This is a genomic window from bacterium (assembly GCA_019637795.1).
In the GTDB taxonomy this organism is placed as follows: domain Bacteria; phylum Desulfobacterota; class Binatia; order HRBIN30; family CADEER01; genus JAHBUY01.
In genome coordinates this window covers 733,060-754,117 of the sequence record JAHBUY010000001.1, presented here as the reverse complement: position 1 = coordinate 754,117, position 21,058 = coordinate 733,060, and the positions used below count along the sequence as shown (strand labels likewise).

Here is a 21,058-nt window from a genome sequence, read left to right as displayed (position 1 = left end):
GGTTGGAACGATCGCCAGTCATATCAGCGGCGGCGGCTTTGGGAAGAGCGCGGGGCGCGCGCGGCCGGGCGGCTTGCGTTGCCGGGCGGCGCCGGAAACAACAACCGGATGACCGACGTCGCGGCGCGCCAGGAGCGGCTCAACCTCTGGGCGACGTGCGCGGCGCAGTTCCTCACCCTGGCGGGCATGACGGCGGTGCTGCCGCTGCTGCCGTTGTACCTGCAGCACATCGGCATCACCGATCGGGCGACGCTCAAGTACTGGACCGGCGCCCTCGGCGCGGCGCCCTTCGCGGTGGCGGTGTTCGCGACCCCGGTGTGGGGCGCGCTCGGCGACCGCCTCGGCTACAAGCCGATGGTCGTCCGTTCGGTGTTCGGGTTGGCCCTGTCCACCGCCGGCATGGGCGTGTCGGGCACGCCGCTGGCGCTGCTGGCGTGGCGCGCGGTGCAGGGCGCGGTGAGCGGCGTCTTTCCCGCCGCGGTGGCGCTGGTGTCGGCGATGACGCCCGAGCGGCGCGTCGGCCGCTCGCTGGCGCTGTTGCAGTCGGCGCGCGCCGGCGGCGCGCTGTGCGGGCCGCTGATCGGCGGCGTGCTCGCCGACCTGATCGGCATCCGCGGCCTCTTCTTCGCCGTCGGCGCGCTGGCCGCCGCCGCCGGACTCGCCTGCGCCGTGTTGATCGCCGAACCGCGCCACGATGCCGCGGCCGCCGCCGCGGCGGCCGACGCGCCGAATTGGCGGGCCCTGCTGGCGGCGCGGCCGCTGCTCGCCATGCTGGTGCTGCTGACCCTCTTCCAGGCGTCGGTGATGTGCTCGTGGCCGACGCTCGCCCTCTACGTCGCGCAGCTCGGGATCGAACGCGCCGCGGTGGCGACCACCACCGGCGTCGTCGTCTTCGCCGCCGGCCTGCCGGCGATGCTGATGGCGACGGTGTGGTCGCGCTGGGGCCGCCGCATCGGACCGCTGCCGGCGCTGACGGTGTCGCTGCTGCTCAGCGGCGCCGCCAACCTGGCGATGGGGCTGGCGAGCGGTCTGCCGGCCGTGCTGGCGCTGCGCGCCTGCGCCGGCGCCGGCGTGGCGGGGTTCGTGCCGCTCACCTTCGAGTGGATGAACGCGCGCGCGCCCGAGGGCGCCCGCGGCCGCATGGCGGGGCTGGGATCGACGGCGATGATGATCGGCAACGTCATCGGCCCGCTGCTCGGCGGCTGGCTGGCGGTGCACGTCGGCCTCGCCGCCACCTTCTGGGTCCCCGGCGCCATGCTGGGCGCCGTCGGCGTGGCGCTGTGCGTCTGGCGGCCGTGGGCGACTTGAGCCGCTCCGGGGCTTGGCCTATTCAGGCGGTGTCATGCGACGACCGGACAAAGGGGGAGCCATGCGACTCGGCGGTGCACTGCTGGTGACGATTTTGATCTGCGCGGCGAGTGCCCACGCGCAGAAGAAGGATATTCCCTGCGTACACGATGCGCAGAAACTGTGCCCCGGGGTGAGTCCGGGAGGCGGCCGCGTCATGGACTGTCTGCGCCAGCACCAGGGCGAGCTGAGCGCCGCGTGCAAGGCGGTCGTCGCCAACGCGACCCCCGGCGCGCCGCGGCCGGCGAAGGGCGCCGGCCCGAGGGGCTGTCAGGCCGACGTCGAGAAGCTGTGCAAGGACGTGCCGCCCGGACAGGGGCGAGTCTTCGAGTGCCTGAAGAGCCACTCCGACCAGCTCTCGCCGGAATGCAAGACGATGCTGGACGCGCGCGCCCGCCACGCCGCGAAGACGCCGGCTGCCGCTGCGGCGGCCGCGAGCCCGGCGCCGACCGCGAAGAAGAAATAGCCCGGCGGCTCAGCCGCCGCGGTGCGCGGCGATCACCTCCGGCGGCGCCTGGACGAGCTCGATGAGCACGCCCTCGCCACCGATGGGGAACTGCTCGTTGCCCTTGGGGTGGATGAAGCAGACGTCGTAGCCGGCCGCGCCCTTGCGCACCCCGCCGGGGGCGAAGCGCACGCCCTGCGCCGTCAGCCATGCGACCGCGGCGTGCAGGTCGTCGATCCACAGCCCGATGTGGTTGAGCGGCGGCTCGTGCACCTTGGGCCGCTTCTCGGGATCGAGCGGCTGCATGAGATCGACCTCGACCTTCAGCGGCCCGCTGCCGGCGATGGCGATGTCCTCGTCGACGTTCTCCGACTCGCTGCGGAACGTGCCGGTCTGCGTCAGGCCGAGGGTGTCGATCCACAGCCGCCGCAGCGCCTGCTTGTCCGGCCCGCCGACGGCGATCTGCTGCACCCCCAGTACCGCGAATGGTCGCGACATCGCTCTCCTCCAGACACCGATGGCCACAGATGGCCACAGATCAACACCGATGGCCAGTCCAGGTGGGCCGTCGGCGTCCATCCGTGGAATCGGCGTTCATCGCTGTCCCCAGAGGAGCAGTCGCTGCTCTCCTCCAGACACCGATGGCCACAGATGGCCACAGATCAACACCGATGGCCAGTCCGGGTGGGCCGTCGGCGTCCATCCGTGGAATCGGCGGTCATCGCTGTCCCCAGAGGAGCAGTCGCTTGAAGGGGTAGAAGAAGGGGCGCCCGTCCGCGAGCTCGGGGAGGAGGCGCTCGCGGTAGCGGGCCAGGAAGCGCGGCCACAGGTCGGGGGGCAGGCGCTGCTGGTAGGCGGTGAGGAGCGAGCCGCGCACCCACTCGATGACGTCCTCGCGGGTCTCCAGGAGGTGCGCGTACACCTGCAGGCGCACGTGCTGGCGGGCGAAGCCGAGTCGCTGGAGCAGGGCGGCGTACCACTCCGGGGCGTGCACCGGATGGCCGACGGCGAAGCCGGCCAGCGCCTCGCGGAACGGCGGCTCGGCGGCGACCGCGTCGGCGACGACGTGCGAGGGATAGTCGTAGTTGAACGGCATCTGCACCGCGAGCTGTCCGCGATCGGTGAGGGCGCGCGCCAGGCGGGCGAAGAGCGCGGCGTGATCGGCCAGCCAGTGCAGCGCCGCGTTCGAGACGATGATGTCGTAGGCGGCGTCGGCGGCGAAGGTGGCGACGTCGCGGCGCGCGAAGCGCAGCCCCGGCGCGGCGAACCCCGCGCTGTCGATGAGCATGGTTTCGGAGCTGTCGACGCCGAGCGTTTCGGCGCCGGGCAGGCGGTCGTGCAGGAGGCGCGTCAACTCGCCGGTACCGCAGCCGAGGTCGACGAGGCGCGGGCTCGGCACCGGTTCGAGCAGCGCGATGAGATCGAGAAACGGCTGCCGCCGCTGCTCGCGGAAGCGATTGTACTGGTCGGGATTCCAGGTGGACGCCATCGCTCCGGGGTCGTCGCGCGGTCGCCCGGTCAGCGCTTCCTGGCCTTGAGGATCGATTGCACGAGGCGTTCGGGCACGTTCTCGGGCTCGTCCGGGTCGCGGCCGGCGGTCCTGGCCAGGCGGACGGTCCGTTCGTAGGCGCGCAGGTAGCGGACGCACTCGTCGCACACGGTGAGGTGCGCCTCGAAGGCGGCGCGCTGGGGCGGATCGAGCTCGCGGTCCAGGTACGCCATCAGGAAGTCGGCCACGTCACGGCAGGTCAGCTCACTCATTGGATTCGTCACCGCTCGCAGGCGGCAGGGGCGACCACGCCTCTGGCGGGATCGCGCCGGCCGGCGAAAGGGGAGCACGCGCATCGGCGGCGGCGCTCACCGCTGCAGGGCCATGAGGCCGTTGAAGACCCGCTTCACGGTCGGCGTCAGGCGGGTGCGGTTGAACATGTCCCCCACCTGGCGGATCGCCTCGGCCTGCGTGGGGTAGGGGTGAATGACGTTCGCCAGCGTGCCGAGGCCCACCTTGGCGACCATGGCGAGGGTCAGCTCGGAGATCATCTCGCCGGCGTGGCGGGCGACGATGGTGGCGCCGAGGATCTCGCCCGTGCCCTTGCGGGTCAGCACCTTGACGAACCCGTCCTCCTCGCCGTCGGCGATGGCGCGGTCGACCTCGGCGAACGGGCGCAGGTAGGTGTCGACGGCGATGCCGCGCCGCTGCGCGGTGCGCTCGTGCAGGCCGACGTGCGCGATCTCGGGGTCGGTGTAGGTCGCCCACGGCATGTGCAGGGCGCTCAGCCGCTTGCGGCCGAAGAAGAGCGCGTTCTGGATGACGAGGCGGGCGGCGAAGTCGGCGGCGTGGGTGAACTTCCAGTCCATGCACACGTCGCCGCAGGCGAAGATGCGCGGGTTGGTGGTGCGCAGGTGGTCGTCGACCTGCACGCCGCGCTGCCGGTCGGCGGCGACGCCGACGCATTCCAGGTCGAGGCCGTCGATGTTGGGCGCCCGCCCGGCGCCGACCAGGATCTGGTCGACCCGCGCCTCGCGGGCGCGGTCGTCGTCGCCGACGTACTCGAGCGCGAGGTCGAGCCCGTCGCGGCGCGCGCCGGTGATGCGCGCCGCCAGCGCCAGCTCGATGCCCTCGCGCGCGAACTGCGCCTGCAGGATCGCGGCGGCGTCGGCGTCCTCGCGGTCGAGGAGGTGGGCCTGGTCGTGGAGCAGGGTGACCTGGCTGCCGAGTCGCTGGAACGCCTGCGCCAGCTCGCAGCCGATCGGGCCGCCGCCGATCACCGCCAGGCGGCGCGGCCGCTCGGTGAGCGAGAAGACGGTCTCGTTGGTCAGGAAGCCGACCTCGGCGAGGCCGGGGATCGGCGGCGCGACGGCGCGGGCGCCGGTGGCGATCACCGCCTTCCTGAAGCGCAGCGTCTGGCCGCCGACCGCGACCGTGTCGGGGCCGGCGAAGCGCGCCTCGCCGAGGAAGACGTCCACCGCCTTCTCGTCGCGATAGCGGCGGGCCGAGTCGTTGGCGCTGATGCGGGCGCGCAGGCCGCGCATGCGGCGCATGACGGCGGCGAAGTCGGCCGTGGCCGCTTCGCCGCCGCGGATGCCGAAGCGCCCGCCGTCGCGGGCGTCGAACGCCGCGCGCGAGGCGCGGATGACGCATTTCGAGGGAACGCAGCCGACGTTGAGGCAGTCGCCCCCCATCAGGTCGCGCTCCACCAGGGCGACGCGCGCCCCCAGCCCGGCGGCGCCGGCGGCGGTGATCAGACCGGCGGTGCCGGCGCCGATGACGACCAGGTTGTAGCGGCCGTGCGGCGTCGGATTGCGCCAGTCCGGCGGGTGGACGTTGGCGACCAGCGCCTGGTTGAGCTCGTCGTCCGGCAGCAGCCGCGCCCGGTTCATGATCGCACCCTTGTCACTCATCGCTGGCCTCTGCCAGTGCTTCAGATGTCGCGGGCGGCACGGGGTTTCCGGCGAGCCGTCCGGGGGGCGCCCCCCCGGGTCACGGCGCCAGCGCCAGCTCGGCGCGCAGCAGCTCGCCGACCGACCAGGCCTGGAAGGGGCAGCCGCGCGGGGTATGCGGGGGATCGCCGTCGGCGATCTCGGAGACGTGGCCGAGCCCGGCCTCGTCGAGGTGGGCGATCAGGGGCGCGAGAAAGCGGTCGCGCGCCTCCCGTCGCGCCGCCGGGCCGTTGCCGCGCACCCGCAGCCAGGCGTCGATGAACGGGCCGATCAACCACGGCCAGACGGTGCCCTGATGGTAGCGGCTGTCGCGGCTGCCGCCGTCGCCCTCGTAGCGGCCGGCATAGTCGGGCTCGCCCGGCGCCAGCGAGCGCAAACCGAGCGGCGTGGCGAGCTCGGCCTCGACGACGTCGACGACCTGGCGGGCGCGCGCCCCCTCGAGCAGGGCCAGCGGCAGGCCGCCGACGGCGAGGATCTGGTTCGGGCGCAGCGTCGGGTCGGCGGTGCCGGGGCGGTGGTCGACGTCGACGACGTCGAACAGACAGCCGCGGGCCGCGTTCCAGAAGCGCTCGGCGAACGCGGCGCGGCCGCGCGCCAGCGGCGGCGCGAAGCGCGGCGCCCACTGCGCCGCGGCCCACAGGGCGTTCAGCCACAGCGCCTGGACCTCGACCGGCTTGCCGATGCGCGGCGTCACCACCCGGTCGCCGACGCGCGCGTCCATCCAGGTGAGCTGAACGCCGGGCTCGCCGGCGGCGAGCAACCCATCGGCATCGGCGCGGATGCCGAAGCGGGTGCCGGCGGCATAGCCGTCGAGGATCTGCTCCACGGCGGCGCGCAGCGCGGCGCCATCCGCGGCGCTGGCGTGGCCGCTGGCCAGGTACTCGTGCACGGCGACCGCGAACCAGAGCGAGGCGTCGACGGCGTTGTACTCCGGCGCCTCGCCGCGGTCGGGGAAGCGGTTGGGGAGCATGCCCTGCGAGACGGCGCCCGCCCAGGCGAGCAGAATGCGGCGGGCGTCATCGAGCCGGCCGCCGGCGAGACAGAGGCCACGCAGGGCGATGAAGGTGTCGCGGCCCCAATCGGTGAACCACGGGTAGCCGGCGACGACGCTCAGGCCGTCGCCGCGGCGCACCAGGTAGGCATCGGCGGCGCGGTGCAGGCGCGACGGAAAGCGGCGGCGCGCGCGCTCCGCCGCGGCCAGGCTCTCGGCGAGTGGCGGCGCGTCGCCGCCGGCGAGCAGCGTCTCGTCCGTGGTGACGATCCAGGCCGCGTCGCCGCGCGCCAGGTCCCAGGACAGGATGCCGGGCGAGGCGAGATCCTCGACCGCGTCGAGACCGCGCTCCTGCTCGGCGCCATAGAGGAAGTTGCGGTACCAGGTCGGATCGGCGGCGTAGTCGGCGTTGGCCAACCAGCGCACCGCCGGCACGCCGTCGTACGGCCGCAACACGCGCTGCTGCCCATCGCCCTCGGCCGCGAAACGGAACGCCGGATTCTCGTGGTGCAGGGCGTGGTAATCGCGGCCGCAGAGAAACGGTCGCAGGCGCAGGACGGCGGTGGCCGTCGGTTCCAGCAGGCGCCAGCGCACCACGACCGCGGCGCGACCGTGTGGCGCGAACAGCTCCTGCTCGACGCGGGTGCCGTCGGCGAGTCGATAGCGCCAGCGCGGCCACGGATCGAGCGTGAACGCGTCGATCCGCCACTGGCCGTCGGGGTAGAGCGTGCCCGGCGCGTAGCGCTGGGTGGTGAGCGCCTGGTCGCCGGCGGCGGTGCGCAGCCAGGCGTCGAATCCGCTCAGCAGCACCATGCGCCCGGTGGGCGGGGTCGTCGCCGCCAGCAGCAGCGCGTGGTAGCGCCGCGTCCGCACCCCCGCCACGGTTCCGGAGGCGAACCCGCCGAGCCCATCGGCCTCCAACCATTCGCGGCTGTGATCGGTGAACGACGCCATCGCCGCTGGGATGCACGGCCGCGCCGCGCGTGTCCAGCATGATGAGATTGATGAACACGGCCCACCTCGCCGCCCTTCCGGGGAACACAGATGAACACGGACCCCACACCGCCACCCTCCGATGAACGCGAAGCCGCCCCTCTCCCCGCCAAGGAGGGTTTCGTGTTCCCGGCGGGGTGGAGCGGTGGGGTCTGTGTTCATTCGTGTTCCCCGGCGGGGTGGAGCGGCGGGGACTGTGTCCATCTGTGTTCCCGGCGGGGTGGAGCGGCGGGGTCTGTGTTCATTCGTGTTCCCCGGCGGGGTGGAGCGGCGGGGTCCGTGTTCATCTGTGTTCCCGGAAGGGCGGGAGCGCCGGGGTCCGTGTTCGTCTGTGGCCCTGAAACCGCCGCCGGCCCGACGCATCTCACCTCGCGAATCCGGCGTGGTGCCGGACACAAACCGAGAGGAGAGAAGAGACATGGCTCAGAAGACCAACACCCTGCTGCTGGCGGCGGTTACCGGCCTGCTGACGGTCGGCGCGTTCGCCGCCACCACCGTCACCGGCGCCCAGGCGGCCGACAAGGTGAAGTGTTACGGCGCCAACGCGTGCAAGGGCCAGGGCGGCTGCGCCGGCGCCGGCCACGGCTGCGCCGGCAAGAACGCCTGCAAGGGGCAGGGCTTCGTCGAGACCGACAGCAAGGACGCCTGCCTGAAGATGGAAGGCGGCCGCCTCACCGAGAACGCACCGCCGAAGTGAGCGCAGGCGAGGAGGAGGAAAGGACCGCGCGCATGTCGTCGCTCGACTGGCCCCGACTCGGCTACGGCGTCGGCCTGCGCGCGGAGCACTACGACCACGTGCTGACGGAGCGGCCGCCGGTCGACTGGTTCGAGGCCCTGACCGAGAACTACCTCGACACCGGTGGCCGGCCGCTGCACGCGCTCGAGGCGGTGCGCCGCGACTACCCGGTCGCGCTGCACGGCGTCGCCCTGTCGCTCGGCGGCAGCGACCCGCTCGACCGCGCCTACCTGCGCCGCCTGCGCGGGCTCGTCGACCGCATCGCCCCGGCGGTCGTCAGCGATCACCTGTGCTGGACCGGCGTCGACGGCCGCCCCCTGCACGACCTCCTGCCGCTCCCCTACACCGAAGAGGTGCTGCACCACGTGGCGGCGCGGGTCGGCCGGGTGCAGGAGGCGCTCGGCCGCCGCATCGCGCTCGAGAACCCGTCCACCTACCTCGGCTTCCGCCACTCGACGATGCCGGAGTGGGAGTTCCTCGCGGCGCTCGCCGCGGAGGCCGACTGTGGCATCCTGCTCGACGTCAACAACGTCCACGTCAGCGCCCGCAACCTCGGCTTCGATGCGTCCGCCTACGTGGCCGCCATCCCCGCCGCGCGCGTCGCCTACGTCCACCTCGCCGGCTTCAGTCATCGCGGCCGCTTCCTGTTCGACACCCACGACGCGCCGGTGCACGAGGACGTGTGGGCCCTCTACCGCTTCGCCTGCGATCGCCTGGGCGCGCCCGCGACGCTGATCGAGTGGGATGCCAACCTGCCGCCCTTCGCGCGGCTGCACGCCGAGGCGGAACGCGCCCGGCGCGAGACACCGCATGAGCCTGCACGGCATCCATCGCCACGCCCCCTCGCTGCGTGAGCTGCAGCGCGCCATGGCGGCGCAGATCCGCGGCGGCGAGGCCGTGCCCGGCGCGGCGCTCGGGCGCTGGCTCGCGGTGCCGCCCGGCGTCGCGCCGCGCGAACGGGTGGCGGTGTACGTCGACGGCTACCCGGCGCGTCTGCAGGACGCGCTGCGCGAGCAGTTCCCCGCCATCGCGCGGCTGATCGGGCCGGCGCGCTTCCACGCGCTCGTCCATCGCTACCTCGGCGCGGCGCGGCTGCCGTCGTACAATCTGAACGACGCCGGCGCCGAGCTGAGCGCCATGTTGCGCGACGATCGGCTCGCCGCCGAGCTGCCGTTCCTGCCCGACCTCGCGGCGCTCGAATGGGCGGTGGCGCGCGCCTTTCACGCGCCCGAGGAGCCGCCGCTGACGCCGTCGGCGCTGGCCGCGCTGACCCCCGAGGCCGTCCTCGGCGGTCGCATCCGCTTCCAGCCGTCGGTGGCCGTGCGCGCCTCGCGCTGGCCGATCCGCGCCCTGTGGGAAGCGCGCGACGCCGCCCCGGGTGGCATCGACGTCGACCTCACCGTGGGCGAACGGGTGCTGGTGCACCGCGTCGGGTTCGGCGTCGCCTGCGCGCCGATCGACGCCGGCCGCGCCGCCGCGCTGCAGGCGCTGCTCGCCGGGGAGACGCTGGTCGTCGCCGCCGAGCGAACGGACGATCCGGCCGCCGTCATCGCCGGACTGGGCGAATGGCTGGCGGCGGGGATCGTCGTCGCCTGCGGACTTGACTGGCCCGGGGCATCCTGGGATTGAAACGGCCGCATGCCGAAGTCGACACCGCTGCTCAATTCCGCCGATTTCACCAGCTACCTGAACGAGAAGAGCATGCAGTTGGCGCCGGGCGACGTGAAGACGTTGCTCTCGCAGGCGGCGGCGATCCGGCGACGCGCCAAGGACGTCGGCGCCGATCACCCGCGCATGCGGCGGCAGATCGACTTCGCGCTGACGCTGGTCGCGGAGCACAGCAAGGGACGCTGCCCGCAGATCCCCTACTACACCATCGCCACCCTCTCGGTGGCGCTGCTGTATTTCAGCGACCCGGTCGACGTCATCCCCGATTGGATCCCCGGCATCGGCATCACCGACGACGCGATCGTCTTCGAGCTGGCGTTCACGATGAGCCGCCCCGGCATCGAGCGCTACTGCGCCTGGAAGAGCCTGCCGATCGACGACCTCTACCCGCCGCCCAAGCCGGCGGCGAAGGGCTCGCCGCGGCGCGGCGCCAAGGCCACCGCCGCGAAGCGGCGCCCGCCGGAGCGCAAGAGCCGGCGCTGACCGACCGAGGCGCCGCCCGGCTCAGCCGCGGCGGTGCAGGAGCACCTTCGGCCCGTCGCTGAAGACCACCTCGATCTTGTTGACGTCCCGCAGGGACGTCACCATGCCGAGGCCGAAGGCCGAGTGGTTGATCAGATCGCCGACCGCGAAGCGCTGCGTCGTGGCGTAGCTCTTCGCCTTCGATGGATCGCGCCCCTTCAGCAAATTCGCATAGTTGGGCGGCTTCGGTTCGGTATCGCGCTTGGCTCTGGGGCGCGTCGTCCCAGTGCTCCCGGGCGGCTTCGCCCGATGGGCGTGCTGGCCGCCGCAGGTGTTGCAGTGGACGCGGGTGACGCGCCCGCCGACCACCGCCTCGACGGTGTGGGCGAGCATCAACTTGCACTTGGTACACCAGCTTTCGATGTCCTTGCCGACGACCGGGGCGGGAGCAGCCATGAGGAGAGACACTTAGCAGGCGTGGTCGGCCCGGGACAACCATGGGGAGGAACGCCGACAGCGCGGAGCGAACGGCCTGTCGCCCGATCCCCGGCGCGTCTCGCCGCTTTGACACATCGGCGAGAGCGGGAATACAGCTCGCAGACAGGCTGCATTCCGGGGGGGAACATGATGCGAACGTATGCCGCGGCGCTGCTGTGGGTGGTGGGGGCGCTGAGCGCGCCGGTGGCATTGGCCGAAATGCCGTATCCGGCCAATCCGGCGCCCTGCGCCTCGCCCGGGGATCAGGGATGCATCGAGGCGACCGACTGGGCCAGCTTTCTCTTCCTGCCGCCCGGCGTGCTGCCCGACGACTACCGCGGCGGCGACGTGTGGAAGTACAGCAGCCAGCCGACCGGCAACCCGCAGATCGACACCAGCGCCCAGGAGCTGTTCGGCGTGACCGGCGCCAGCATCGATCGCGCCTGGCAGACCACCACCGGTCGTCCCGACGTGGTGATCGCCGTGCTCGACTCCGGCATCCGCTGGGCCGAGCCGCAGGCCGACCTGGTCGACAAGTTCTACCTCAACCGCGGCGAGCTGCCGGTGCCCGAGGGCAGCACCAACGCCCGCGATCCCTACGATCGCAACGGCGACGGCGTCTTCAACCTCGCCGACTACCGCGCCGACGGCGTGCACGCCGCCGACAGCCGGGTCAGCGACCAGAACGGCAACGGCGTCATCGATCCGGAGGATCTGATCTTCATCTTCTCCGACGGCGTCGACGACGACGGCAACGGCTACGTCGACGACATCAGCGGCTGGGACTTCTTCGAGGACGACAACGACCCGCTGGACGAGGTCCGCTACGGCCACGGCACCGGCGAGTCGCACGATTCCGGCAGCGAGGCGAACAACGGCAGCGGCTTCCCCGGAAGCTGCCCGAACTGCCTGCTGCTCGAGGTGCGGGTCGGCGACAGCTTCGTCACCGAGGTGAACCACTTCGCGCAGGGCGTCGTGTTCGCGGTCGACAGCGGCGCGCGCGTCGTCCAGGAGGCGCTCGGCACGCTCAACCGCAGCCGCTTCGGCCAGCAGGCGATCGACTACGCCTACGCCCGCGGCACGGTGGTGATCGCCTCGGCGGCGGACGAGGAGTCGAACCACCACAACTACCCGGCCACGTACAACCACACGGTGCAGGTGAACTCGGTCACCAAGTTCGCCAACGTCAGCGGCATCAAGCAGAGCCCGGAGTCGTACCTGTACCTCAACGGCTGCACCAACTACGGCGCCCACATCGCGCTCGCGGTGCCGTCCTCGAGCTGCTCCTCGGAGGCGACCGGCCGCAGCTCCGGCGTCGCCGGCCTGGTGGTGTCGGCGGCGCTCAACGCCATCGACCGCGGCGCGCTGACGCCGTACCCGCGCGACGACGGGACGCTGGCCCCGTTCCCGCTCTCGGCGGAGGAGGTCAAGCAGATCCTCACCCTGACCGCCGACGACATCAACTTCGATGCCCGCACCGACGTCGCGCCGCCGCTGCCGCAGAACTACTCGACGACGCTGCCGGTGCCCGGGGTCGGCGGCAACGAGCGCTTCCACTCGATCGCCGGCTTCGACCAGTACTTCGGTTACGGCCGCCTGAATGCCGACACCGCCGTGCTGCGCGTCGCTTCCGGCCAGATCCCGCCCGAGGCGTCGCTGTCGGCGCCGGACTGGTTCGCGCTCGTCGATCCCGAGCGCACGCCGACCCTCACCGTGCGCGGCCGCGTCGCCGCCAATCGCGCCGCGTCCTTCCGCTACGTGCTCGAAGCGGCGCCGGGCGTGCAGCCGGCGGAGGCGGACTTCGTCGTCCAGGCGACCGGCGACGACCTCACCGAGGCGCTCGACGGGGCGCTGGGGACGATCGACGTCGCGGCCCTGGCGGCCCGCCTGCCGCACGGCAGCCGCGGCGCGGCGTTCAACGACGACGGCAGCCCCGATCCCGATCGCTTCACGGTCACCATCCGCGTCCGCGTCGTCGACGACCGCGGCAACGCCGGCGAGGATCGGCGCGCCCTGGCGCTGCACCACGATCCCGACCTGCTGCCCGGCTTCCCGCACTTCGTCGCCGACGGCGGCTCGGCGCCGGCGACCGCCGACCTCGACGGCGACGGCAACGAGGAGATCATCCTCGGCGACGCCAACGGCGCCGTGCACGCCTGGCGCGCCGACGGCAGCGAGCTGCCCGGCTGGCCGGTGCACACCGATCCGCTCGAGATCCATGCCGAGTCGTCCGGCTACGCCACCGACGACATCGACGTGCCGGTGCACAGCTCGATCCTCGGCGGCGTCAGCGTCGGCGACCTCGACCGCGACGGCACGCTCGAGGTCGTGGCCAGCGACCTCCAGGGCCGGCTCTACGTGTGGCAGCGCGACGGCTCGCGGCGACCGGGATTCCCGGTGCGCACGCTGCCCGAGTACTCGTTCGCCTACCGCTCCGAGCGCCTTGGCGCCGGCGCCGAGGATCTGGTGCCCGATCGCACCAATCGCCACGACCGCGACAACCGACTCGGGCGCGCCCTGCTCGGCGGCGCCGCCCTCGGCAACCTGGACGGGTCCGCCGACGGCTCGCTGGAGATCGTCGCCGGCGCCTACGATCGCCACCTCTACGCCTGGCACGCCGACGGCACGCCGGTGCCCGGGTGGCCGGTGCTGCTGAAGGATCCGGCGAAGGTCGCCGCGGTCGATCCCGAGACCAACGAGGTGACCCTGATTCCGGGCAGCGGCGCGGCCCTCGGCACCAAGATCATCGTGCCCCCCTCGCTCGGCGACATCGACGGCGACGGCGCGCTCGACGTCGTCGCCGCGGTCAACGAGGAGTACGTCGAGGCGCCCAACGCGGTGTTCGAGAATCCGCTCATCCAGCTCTTCCAGGCGGTCGGCGTGATCGAGAGCGGCAACACCCGCGTCTACGCGCTGCACGCCGACGGCGCCATGCACGGCGCCAACGGCATCGCCCGCGGCTGGAATCCCGACGCCTTCATGGCCGGCTGGCCGGTGAAGACGGCGCTGCTCACCACCGAGCTCCTGCCCACCGTCGGCACCGGCAGCAACGGACCGCCCGCGCTGGCCGACGTCGACGGCGACGGCACGCTCGAGATCGGCACCATGTCGGCGATCGGTCCCGTGTACCTCTTCAAGCACGACGGCGTGTCGTTCTTCGGCCGCCATCCGGGGGGCCAGGACCGCACGCTCGAGAGCGAGCGCCTCGGCGGCGCCAGCAACGCGACCGACAAGCCGAGCTTCGGCGGCCTCGGCGCCGTCACCCTGGCGCGTTTCGCCGGCGCCGACGGGGGCTACCAGTTGCTGGCGCCGACCGCCGGGTTCGGGAAGCTGATCGACAACCAGCTCCCGGCGCGCCAGTTTCCGGCCGAGAACCACCTCTCGGCGTGGGCGATCACCGACGCCGGCGGCGCGCCGAGCGATCGCCAGTTCCTGCCGGCGTTCCCGCATCAGGTCACGGACCTGCAGTTCCTCGCCGGTCCGACGGTCGCCGACATCACCGGCGATGGCCGACCGGAGGCGATCGCCGGCTCCGGCGTCTACGACGTGCACGCCGTCGATGCCGCCGGCGTCGAGGCCGCGGGCTGGCCGAAGTTCACCAACGGCTGGATGGTGCAGGCGCCGGCGGTCGGCGACCTCGACGGCGACGGCCGCCTCGAGGTGGTCGCGACGACGCGCGAGGGCGGCCTGTTCGTCTGGCGCACCAGCGGCGACGAGTGCGGCGCCATCCCGTGGCGGCGCTGGCACCACGACGAGTGGGGCAGCGGCAACGCCGAGACCGATGCTCGCCCGCCGGCCTCGCTGCGGCCGCAGGAGATCGCCGCCGCCGCCGTCGACGCCCGCCACATCCGTCTGACGCTGGCCCGCGTCCCCGGCGACGGCCTGTACTGCGGCACGGCCGCGTTCGACGTCCGCGTCGCCGCGCAGCCGATCGTCGACGAGGCCGGCTTCGCCGCGGCCGAGCCGCTGCAGGTCACCGACAGCGATCCCGGCTCGCGCCGCCCGGGCGAGATCGTGGCGCGCGGCGACGCGCTCGCGGGGCGCACCGTGTACGTCGGCGTCGTGGCGCGCGACGCCGCCGGCAATCGCTCGACCCTCGCCGGCGTCGGACCGGTGGCGGTGCCGACGGACGAACCGACCGCGACGCCGACGCCGAGCCCGACCCACACCGCCAGCCCCGCCGATACCGCGACGCCGACGCTGACGTTCACCCAGGCCCCGCCGACGGAGGCGACGAGCACGCCGACGCCGACGCTGACCCTCTCGCCGACGATCACGGCGACCGTTGCCGAGCCCTCGGCGACCGTCTCGGCCACGCCGACGGCGGTGCCCGCGACCTCGACCGCGCTGCCGTCGACGCCGACCGTCATCGCCACCGCGACGGCGCTCTCGACGGCGACGGCCGCCGCCACGAGCACGCGCGCCGCCACCGCGACGGCGCCGCCCACCGCCACCGCGACGCGGCGGGCGCCGAGCGACGGCGGCTGCGCCGTCGTCGCCCCGACGCCGTCCGGTGGCGCCGGCTGGTGGGGCGTCGCAGTCGGCGTGCTGCTGCTGCTCCGCCGGCGTCGTTGAATGCAGCGCGCGGGCGGCGCTTCGCGTCGCCCGCGCGCTGGTCCCGCGCCTACGGCACGATCGCGACCGCCGAGCTGCGCAGGACGACGACCGAACGGGAGCGCACCGTATAGCGCGCCTTGCGCACCGGCGCTTCCTTCCCCTGGGGCAGGATGTCGCGCGGCGCGGGCTCGGCGGTGTCGATCACCCGCAGCCAGCGCTGGCCGGGTGGGGTGGCGGGCAGGGCGAAGCCGAGGTCTTCCGTCCACGCGTTGGCGGCGAGGTAGATGTCGCAGTCCGGCCGCGGCGCCAGCTCGCCGGCGAGGTGCATGGCGAGCGAGCGCGACTCGTGGCTGAAGTCGGGCCTGCCGAGCTCGACGCCGTGCCAGGTGACGTCGGGGCGGCCGAGCGGGCCGCGCGGCTGGCCGTTGAGATAGTCGCGGTGCCCGAGGACCGGGTGGGCGGTGTGGAAGGCGATCAGCAGCCGGGTGAAGCGGAGGAGATCGCGGTTCTGCTCCATCATCCCCCAGTCGAGCCAGGAGATCTCGTTGTCCTGGCAGTACGCGTTGTTGTTGCCGCGCTGCGTGCGGCCGAATTCGTCGCCGGCGAGCAGCATCGGCGTGCCCTGGGCGCAGAACAGGAGGGTCAGGAGGTTGCGCATCTGGCGGCCGCGCAGCGCCAGGATGGCGGGGTCGTCGGTCGGTCCCTCGACGCCGCAGTTCCAACTGACGTTGTCGTTGTGGCCGTCGCGGTTGTCCTCGCCGTTGGCCTGGTTGTGCTTCTCGTTGAACGACACCAGGTCGGCGAGGGTGAAGCCGTCGTGGCAGGTGACGAAGTTGATCGAGTGCGACGGCGTGCGCCCGGAGCGGGCGAACAGGTCGGCGCTGCCGGCAAGGCGCGAGGCGAGCGCCGCCGCGTAGCCGGGATCGCCGCGGACGAAGTGGCGGACATCGTCGCGGAACGGCCCGTTCCACTCGGCCCAGCGGCGGAACGACGGGAAGGTGCCGACCTGGTACAGGCCGGCGGCGTCCCAGGCCTCGGCGATCAGCGCCGCGTCGGCGATCACCGGATCGTTGGCGATGCGTTCGAGCACCGGCGGATTCGACAGCACCTCGCCGTCCTGGCCGCGGCCGAGGATCGAGGCGAGGTCGAAGCGGAAGCCGTCGACGTGCATCTCGGCCACCCAGTAGCGCAGCGCGTCGATGATCAGATTGCGCACCACCGGGTGGTTGCAGTTGAGCGTGTTGCCGCAGCCGGAGAAGTCGATGTAGGCGCCGGTGATCGGATCGACGAGGTAGTAGGTCGCGTTGTCCAGTCCGCGCAGCGACAGCGGCGGCGCGCCCGGCGGCAGCGGCCCCTCGGCGGTGTGGTTGAAGACCACGTCGAGCATGACCTCGAGGCCGGCGCGGTGGAACTCGCGCACCATGGTGCGGAACTCGGTCACCTGCGCGCCGTCGAAGCCGAAGGAGGCGTACGACGCCTTGGGGGCGAAGAAGCAGAGCGGGCTGTAGCCCCAGTAGTTGAGCAGCCGGCGGCCGCTGGTGGGATCGACGATGCGCGGCTCGAGCTCGTCGAACTCGTACACCGGCAGCAGCTCGACGGTAGTGATGCCGAGGTCGCGCAGGTAGGGGATCTTCTCGATCAGGCCGTAGAACGTGCCCGGGTGGGCGACGCCGGCGGAGGCGTGGCGGGTGAAGCCGCGGACGTGCAGCTCGTAGATGACCTTGTCCTCGAGCGGGATGCGCGGCGGACGGGTGCCATCCCAGTCGAAGGCGGTGCTGACGTAGAGGGAGCGGCGTCGCGGCCAGCGGTTGGGGGCGACCTCGCCGTCGCGCGGCTCGACGGCGCCCCAACGGCTGCCGCCGGTGAGCGCGGTGGCGTAGGGATCGATCAGCACCGCGTCCGGCTCGTAGCGGTGCAGCGGCGAGTCGTTGCCCGGCCGCGCCGCGCGCCAGCCGTAGCGGGTCCCCGGATCGAGGCCGGCGAGCTCGACGTGCCAGACGTGGCCGGTGTGGTTGCTGTCGGGGTCGAGCGGCAGCTCGAGCACGGGGGCGTCGCGGCGGCGCCCGAAGAGCACCAGCGTCACCGCCGTCGCGTGCTTGCTGAAGACGGCGAAGTTCAGGCCGTGTCGCGTTTCGGTGACGCCGAAGGGCAGCGGATGTCCCGGCAGGACGCGCAGCTCGCGGCCGAGGGCGTCGCGCACCAGGCGCGCCGGCTGATCCCTAGGGGAGGGAGGGGGTGGGGGCGACGGCGGGATCATCGGGATCACGGCTGATGGCTTCGAGCTCCTGCTGGTAGGTCTCCGGCAGCCCCAGCAGGGCGACGGCCGCGACCAGCACGACGGTCGAGATCCAACTGGTGGCGGCGGCGATCTCGCCGCCGACCAGCGAGACCAGCGCCAGGCCGAGGGCCCAGCCGAGGGTCTGCACCAGCGACAGCCAGGCCGCCGAGGTGCCGCGGTACGAGGTCGGGAAGAGCTCGGTGGAGAAGGCGCGGACGACGACGCCGCCGGCGGTGTTGCAGAAGACGAACAGCGACCAGGCGATGGGCAGCATCCATCCCGGCCCGTGGTAGAAGGTCCAGGCGAAGAGCGGGAAGAGCGCCAGGAAGGTGAAGCCGACGGCGCGGCGACCGACGCGGTCGCCGATGCGGCCGGCGACGATGTTGCCGATGATCCCGACGGCACCGCCGATGATGAACATCAGCGCGAATTCGCCCGGCGACCAGCCGTGCACGGTCAGCACGAAGTAGGCGGTGAACTGGAACACCGCCGATTCGCCGACCGCCATCAGGCCGCCGACCAGGGCGATGGCGAGGGCGCGGCCCGGATAGCGCCGGGCGAGGTCGAGCAGCGGCCGGTACCAGCCGGCCAGCACGCCGGCGTCGTCGCCCTGCGCCAGCGCGGCGGCGCGATGGTGGCGGAAGCGGTGCGTCTCCGGCACCCGCCGCCGCAGCAGCGGCGCCAGGAACAGCGGCACGAGGCCGATGACGTACAGGGCGCGCCAGCCGTAGGGCAGCACGTCGACGGCGGCGAACAGCGCCGCGCCGAGGCCGTTGCCGCAGGCGGCCAGCGCGCCGAGCATGCCGATCGCCCAGCCGCGGTGCAGGGCCGGGAATTCCTCGGTGACGATCACGAAGGCGACCGCCGAGGCGGTGAGCATGAAGGTGCGGGTCACCGTCTGGGCGAGCACGAACTGCAGCGCCGTCTGGGTGAACGCCGTCGCCAGGGTGCCGAGGCTGAACAGCAGCACGCCGGCGAGGAAGACGCGGCGGCGACCGATGCGGTCGGCGAACGGGACGATGAGGAACGCCGGCACCGCGCCGAGCTTCACCATCGCCAGGAAGCTGCCGAGGTCCTTCTCGGGCATCTCGAGGTCGGCGGCGATGTGCTTCAGCGCCGCCGTCAGCATCGAGTTGTCGTACTGCTCGAAGAACAGCGCCAGGGCGACCAGTCCGAGCAGCGAGATCAGGCGCGGCTCGACGTCCGGCACGCCGCCGAGGATCGGCGGGATCCACCACGGGTTGCGCAGCGCCGAGCGGAATTCGGACATCGCTCCGGCATTACACCACGGAGGCCACGGAGAACCACCGAGGGCGCGGCGTCGCTGTGGTTTCAGCGCATACGGCGTGGTACTGCACCCTCGGACGGGGGCTGACCTGGAAGAGGCGCGCAAACTCGAGGCCCGCAGCGGGGCCGTCGCCGGGGCCGGGGTGCTGGTGCGCGACGTCTGGCAGTTGCTGCGGCCGACGCAGTGGGCGAAGAACACCGTGCTCTTCGCGGCCCTGATCTTCTCCAAGCACCTGTTCGTCTGGGCCGATTCGGCGCGGGTGGTGACGGCGTTCGTGTGCTTCTGCGCCGTCGCCAGCGGCGCCTACGTGATGAACGACCTGCGCGACTGCGAGCGCGACCGTCAGCATCCGCTCAAGTCGCGCCGGCCATTGCCGTCCGGCCGGGTGTCGCGCGGCGTGGCGATCGGGCTGTCGCTGGCGCTGATGGCCGCCGGCCTGGTCGGCGCGGGGATGCTGGGCAGCGGCTTCCTCGTCCTGACGGTCGGCTACCTGCTGTTGCAGGTGGTCTACACCTTCGCCTTCAAGGAGATGGTGATCCTCGACGTGATGTCGATCGCCACCGGCTTCGTGATCCGGGCCGCGGCGGGCGGCGTCGTCATCGGCGTCCCGGTGTCGCCGTGGCTCATCATCTGCACCTTCCTGCTGGCGCTCTTCCTCGGCTTCGCCAAGCGGCGCCACGAGCTGGTGCTGCTCGAGGGCCGCGCCGAGGAGCACCGCGCGGCGCTGCGCGAGTACAGCCCGTACTTCCTCGATCAGATGATGTCGGTAGTGACCGCCTCCGTCGTGGTGGCGTACGCCAGCTACACGGCGTCGCCGGAGGTGCAGGAGAAGCTCGGCACCGACAAGCTGTACCTGACCATCCCGTTCGTCCTGTTCGGGATCTTCCGCTACCTCTACCTCGTCCACCAGAAGGAGGAGGGCGGCAATCCGACGCAGCTCCTGCTCTCCGACCAACCGCTCCTGCTCGGCGTCGTGCTGTGGATCCTCACCGCGGCGCTGGTGCTGTACTGGCCGTGATGGGTCGCGACGAGCGCCGCCACGGCGAGCGGATCGACAAGCCGTGGGGGCACGAGCTGATCTGGGCCCACACCGACCGCTACGTCGGCAAGATCCTGCACATCCGCGCCGGCGAGTCGCTCAGCCTCCAGTACCACCGGCAGAAGGACGAGACGCTGTACGTGCTGGCAGGCACGCTCGAGCTGACGCTGGGCGAGAGCGAGGGCGCGCTGACCACGCATCGCCTGGAGCCGGGCGAGCGGGTGCACGTCTGGCCGGGCCGCGTGCACCGTCTGGCGGCGCGCACCGATTGCCAGGTGCTCGAGGTTTCGACCCCGGAGCTCGACGACGTCGTCCGCCTCGCCGACCGCTACGGCCGCGCCGGCGGCTGACGCGGGGTGGCAGCCTGGCGATGCGGGCGCTCGTCACCGGGATCGACGGCTTCGCCGGCCGCCATCTCGCGACGCGGTTGCGGGCCGGTGGCGCCGACGTGCACGGCACCGTGCGCCGCGCCGACCGCGTGCCGGCGCTCGCCGGGCTCGCGGCGGCGTCGCTGCGCCCGCTCGATGTCAGCGACGGCGGCGCCGTCGCCGCGATCGTCGCGGCGGTGACGCCCGAGGTGGTGTTCCATCTCGCGGCGCGCACCTTCGTGCCGGACGCCGCCGCCGACCCCGCCGGCGTGTTCACCGTCAACGCGCTGGGGGTAGTGCACCTGCTCGCCGCGATCCACCGGCACGCGCCGCGCTGCCGCGTGCTGGTGGTGGGGTCGTCGGACAGCTACGGCGCGGTGGCGGACGACGCGCAGCCGATCGTCGAATCGGTGCCGTTGCGGCCGCTCAGCGCCTATGGCGCGAGCAAGGCGGCGGCCGAGGTGGTGGCCGGGCAGTGGGCGGACGGCATGGGGCTCGACGTCGTGCGGGTGCGGCCGTTCAACCACATCGGTCCGGGGCAGGATGCGCGCTTCGTCAGCGCCGACTTCGCCCGGCAGTTGCTGGCGGTGGCGCGCGGCGCGGCGCCGCCGCGGATCGAGGTCGGCGACCTCGACCCGGTGCGCGACTTCAGCGACGTGCGCGACGTCGTCGACGCCTACGTCGCGATCGCCGAGCGCGGCCGGCGCGGGGCGGTGTACAACGTCTGCTCCGGCGTCGGCCGCTCGATCCGCTCGCTGCTCGACGACCTCATCGCCGCCGTCGGGGTGTCGGTCGAGATCGTGGCCGCCGCCGACCGCCAGCGTCGCTCGCCAGTGGCGCGCCTGGTCGGCAGCCCCGCCGCGCTGCGCGCCGCGACCGGGTGGCAGCCGCGGATCGCCTGGCAGCGGACGATCGCCGACATCGTCGCCGCGAATCGCATCTGACACCCTGGACGACCGCGCTCCTGC

18 protein-coding genes are annotated in these 21,058 nt (G+C 72.8%); 10 read left to right on the top strand and 8 right to left on the bottom strand.

The features are described 5' to 3' along the window. Positions 1 to 108: 108 nt before the first annotated feature. The gene (locus tag KF840_03225; protein MBX3023901.1) at positions 109 to 1,308 is read left to right on the top strand and encodes an MFS transporter; all 1,200 of its coding nucleotides are present in this window, start codon (positions 109 to 111) and stop codon (positions 1,306 to 1,308) included. 34 nt (positions 1,309 to 1,342) lie between these two features. Beyond that, positions 1,343 to 1,813: a hypothetical protein gene (locus KF840_03220; protein ID MBX3023900.1), complete on the top strand. Its 471-nt coding sequence runs from the start codon at positions 1,343 to 1,345 to the stop codon at positions 1,811 to 1,813. Positions 1,814 to 1,822: 9 nt separating this feature from the next. Here the strand turns inward: KF840_03220 and KF840_03215 are convergent, their stop codons facing one another. The 5 genes from KF840_03215 to KF840_03195 all read right to left on the bottom strand — a co-directional run bounded on the left by KF840_03215 (position 1,823) and on the right by KF840_03195 (position 7,178). Continuing rightward, a complete protein-coding gene (locus KF840_03215) occupies positions 1,823 to 2,290 on the bottom strand; it encodes a VOC family protein (protein MBX3023899.1) in 468 nt (155 codons plus the stop codon). A gap of 220 nt (positions 2,291 to 2,510) precedes the next feature. Beyond that, positions 2,511 to 3,281, bottom strand: a complete 771-nt coding sequence (locus tag KF840_03210) for a methyltransferase domain-containing protein (protein MBX3023898.1) — start codon at positions 3,279 to 3,281, stop codon at positions 2,511 to 2,513. 29 nt (positions 3,282 to 3,310) lie between these two features. Next, complete coding sequence (locus tag KF840_03205) at positions 3,311 to 3,553, bottom strand: zf-HC2 domain-containing protein (protein MBX3023897.1); 243 nt, start codon at positions 3,551 to 3,553, stop codon at positions 3,311 to 3,313. A gap of 96 nt (positions 3,554 to 3,649) precedes the next feature. Beyond that, entirely contained in the window at positions 3,650 to 5,194 is a 1,545-nt protein-coding gene (locus KF840_03200) for a mercuric reductase (GenBank protein MBX3023896.1), read from the bottom strand. Positions 5,195 to 5,273: 79 nt separating this feature from the next. Next, the gene (locus KF840_03195; GenBank protein MBX3023895.1) at positions 5,274 to 7,178 is read right to left on the bottom strand and encodes a glycogen debranching enzyme family protein; all 1,905 of its coding nucleotides are present in this window, start codon (positions 7,176 to 7,178) and stop codon (positions 5,274 to 5,276) included. A 457-nt stretch (positions 7,179 to 7,635) separates the two neighbouring features. On the opposite strand from KF840_03195, the gene KF840_03190 reads away from it, so the two are divergent. Genes KF840_03190 through KF840_03175 form a run of 4 tightly spaced genes read left to right on the top strand, consistent with a single transcriptional unit; the run spans position 7,636 to position 10,104 of the window. Then, entirely contained in the window at positions 7,636 to 7,914 is a 279-nt protein-coding gene (locus tag KF840_03190; GenBank protein ID MBX3023894.1) for a hypothetical protein, read from the top strand. A gap of 32 nt (positions 7,915 to 7,946) precedes the next feature. Continuing rightward, complete coding sequence (locus tag KF840_03185; protein MBX3023893.1) at positions 7,947 to 8,807, top strand: DUF692 domain-containing protein; 861 nt, start codon at positions 7,947 to 7,949, stop codon at positions 8,805 to 8,807. Next, entirely contained in the window at positions 8,764 to 9,582 is an 819-nt protein-coding gene (locus KF840_03180; GenBank protein ID MBX3023892.1) for a putative DNA-binding domain-containing protein, read from the top strand. Before KF840_03185 ends, KF840_03180 begins: the two co-directional genes overlap by 44 nt. A gap of 9 nt (positions 9,583 to 9,591) precedes the next feature. Next, a complete protein-coding gene (locus tag KF840_03175) occupies positions 9,592 to 10,104 on the top strand; it encodes a DUF1232 domain-containing protein (GenBank protein ID MBX3023891.1) in 513 nt (170 codons plus the stop codon). Between the two features lie 21 nt (positions 10,105 to 10,125). Here KF840_03175 and KF840_03170 read toward each other — a convergent pair whose 3' ends face one another. Then, positions 10,126 to 10,539 (bottom strand): hypothetical protein, encoded by a 414-nt coding sequence (locus KF840_03170; protein MBX3023890.1) that lies wholly within the window; start codon positions 10,537 to 10,539, stop codon positions 10,126 to 10,128. Between the two features lie 168 nt (positions 10,540 to 10,707). On the opposite strand from KF840_03170, the gene KF840_03165 reads away from it, so the two are divergent. Next, on the top strand, positions 10,708 to 15,135 hold the full coding sequence (locus tag KF840_03165) for a hypothetical protein (protein MBX3023889.1): 4,428 nt from the start codon (positions 10,708 to 10,710) through the stop codon (positions 15,133 to 15,135). A 49-nt stretch (positions 15,136 to 15,184) separates the two neighbouring features. Here KF840_03165 and glgX read toward each other — a convergent pair whose 3' ends face one another. Both glgX and KF840_03155 read right to left on the bottom strand, forming a co-directional pair. Continuing rightward, on the bottom strand, positions 15,185 to 17,374 hold the full coding sequence (gene glgX, locus KF840_03160) for a glycogen debranching protein GlgX (GenBank protein ID MBX3023888.1): 2,190 nt from the start codon (positions 17,372 to 17,374) through the stop codon (positions 15,185 to 15,187). Then, positions 17,337 to 18,605, bottom strand: coding sequence for an MFS transporter (locus KF840_03155; protein ID MBX3023887.1), 1,269 nt, complete (start codon positions 18,603 to 18,605; stop codon positions 17,337 to 17,339). The genes glgX and KF840_03155 overlap by 38 nt, the downstream gene beginning before the upstream one ends. Here KF840_03155 and KF840_03150 point away from each other — a divergent pair. From KF840_03150 to KF840_03140, 3 genes are read left to right on the top strand one after another with little or no spacing between them, the layout of a single operon-like run. Continuing rightward, positions 18,499 to 19,701, top strand: a complete 1,203-nt coding sequence (locus KF840_03150; GenBank protein ID MBX3023886.1) for a decaprenyl-phosphate phosphoribosyltransferase — start codon at positions 18,499 to 18,501, stop codon at positions 19,699 to 19,701. The genes KF840_03155 and KF840_03150 overlap by 107 nt on opposite strands. Further along, a complete protein-coding gene (locus KF840_03145) occupies positions 19,701 to 20,072 on the top strand; it encodes a cupin domain-containing protein (protein MBX3023885.1) in 372 nt (123 codons plus the stop codon). Before KF840_03150 ends, KF840_03145 begins: the two co-directional genes overlap by 1 nt. 20 nt (positions 20,073 to 20,092) lie before the next feature. Next, a complete protein-coding gene (locus KF840_03140) occupies positions 20,093 to 21,034 on the top strand; it encodes a GDP-mannose 4,6-dehydratase (protein ID MBX3023884.1) in 942 nt (313 codons plus the stop codon). The last annotated feature ends 24 nt before the right edge of the window (positions 21,035 to 21,058 follow it).

Excerpts from the sequence above, each read along its gene's own strand:
- KF840_03225 (MBX3023901.1), top strand. The coding sequence starts at position 109 with ATGACCGACGTCGCGGCGCGCCAGGAGCGGCTCAACCTCTGGGCGACG.
- KF840_03220 (MBX3023900.1), top strand. The coding sequence starts at position 1,343 with ATGCGACGACCGGACAAAGGGGGAGCCATGCGACTCGGCGGTGCACTG.
- KF840_03215 (MBX3023899.1), bottom strand. The coding sequence starts at position 2,290 with ATGTCGCGACCATTCGCGGTACTGGGGGTGCAGCAGATCGCCGTCGGC.
- KF840_03210 (MBX3023898.1), bottom strand. The coding sequence starts at position 3,281 with ATGGCGTCCACCTGGAATCCCGACCAGTACAATCGCTTCCGCGAGCAG.
- KF840_03205 (MBX3023897.1), bottom strand. The coding sequence starts at position 3,553 with ATGAGTGAGCTGACCTGCCGTGACGTGGCCGACTTCCTGATGGCGTAC.
- KF840_03200 (MBX3023896.1), bottom strand. The coding sequence starts at position 5,194 with ATGAGTGACAAGGGTGCGATCATGAACCGGGCGCGGCTGCTGCCGGAC.
- KF840_03195 (MBX3023895.1), bottom strand. The coding sequence starts at position 7,178 with ATGGCGTCGTTCACCGATCACAGCCGCGAATGGTTGGAGGCCGATGGG.
- KF840_03190 (MBX3023894.1), top strand. The coding sequence starts at position 7,636 with ATGGCTCAGAAGACCAACACCCTGCTGCTGGCGGCGGTTACCGGCCTG.
- KF840_03185 (MBX3023893.1), top strand. The coding sequence starts at position 7,947 with ATGTCGTCGCTCGACTGGCCCCGACTCGGCTACGGCGTCGGCCTGCGC.
- KF840_03180 (MBX3023892.1), top strand. The coding sequence starts at position 8,764 with ATGAGCCTGCACGGCATCCATCGCCACGCCCCCTCGCTGCGTGAGCTG.
- KF840_03175 (MBX3023891.1), top strand. The coding sequence starts at position 9,592 with ATGCCGAAGTCGACACCGCTGCTCAATTCCGCCGATTTCACCAGCTAC.
- KF840_03170 (MBX3023890.1), bottom strand. The coding sequence starts at position 10,539 with ATGGCTGCTCCCGCCCCGGTCGTCGGCAAGGACATCGAAAGCTGGTGT.
- KF840_03165 (MBX3023889.1), top strand. The coding sequence starts at position 10,708 with ATGATGCGAACGTATGCCGCGGCGCTGCTGTGGGTGGTGGGGGCGCTG.
- glgX (MBX3023888.1), bottom strand. The coding sequence starts at position 17,374 with ATGATCCCGCCGTCGCCCCCACCCCCTCCCTCCCCTAGGGATCAGCCG.
- KF840_03150 (MBX3023886.1), top strand. The coding sequence starts at position 18,499 with ATGTGCTTCAGCGCCGCCGTCAGCATCGAGTTGTCGTACTGCTCGAAG.
- KF840_03145 (MBX3023885.1), top strand. The coding sequence starts at position 19,701 with ATGGGTCGCGACGAGCGCCGCCACGGCGAGCGGATCGACAAGCCGTGG.
- KF840_03140 (MBX3023884.1), top strand. The coding sequence starts at position 20,093 with ATGCGGGCGCTCGTCACCGGGATCGACGGCTTCGCCGGCCGCCATCTC.